Origin of the sequence: Cupriavidus sp. SIMBA_020 (assembly GCF_046535395.1) — a bacterium.
Taxonomy (GTDB): domain Bacteria; phylum Pseudomonadota; class Gammaproteobacteria; order Burkholderiales; family Burkholderiaceae; genus Cupriavidus; species Cupriavidus campinensis.
Map to the genome: position 1 here is coordinate 1 of NZ_JAWRWU010000089.1, position 427 is coordinate 427.

Sequence of the window (427 nt, forward strand, 5' to 3'; positions counted from 1 at the left end):
CGGTGGTGCGGGCGCTGTGCCGCCACGTCGCCGTGATGGAGAACGGCCAGGTGCTGGAGCAGGCCGAGATCTCCGGCGCCGGCGTGCACTTGACCTCGGCGCTCGGCCGCGAGCTGATCCGCGAAGCCACCCATCCCTATGAAGAGGTCGCCTGATGCTGGACACCTTTGTGCAATTGCTGCCCGAACTGGGCGTGGCGGTCGGCCAGACCTTCCTGATGCTGGGCATCGCGCTGGCCGCGTCGATCCTGCTGGGCGGACCGCTCGGCGTGCTGGTGTTCCTGACCGGTCCGGGCCAGTCGCTGGACCGTCCGCTGGCGCACCGGTTGCTGAGCTGGACGGTCAATACCGTGCGTTCGTTTCCCTTCATCATCCTGCTGGTGGCGCTGGTGCCGTTCACCCGCGTCATCGCCGGCACCTCGATCGGC

General features: G+C 68.4%; 1 pseudogene. It reads left to right on the forward strand.

The features are described from left to right. Positions 1 to 154: 154 nt before the first annotated feature. Positions 155 to 427 (forward strand): annotated as a pseudogene (locus SB751_RS28270) (ABC transporter permease); the annotation flags it as partial.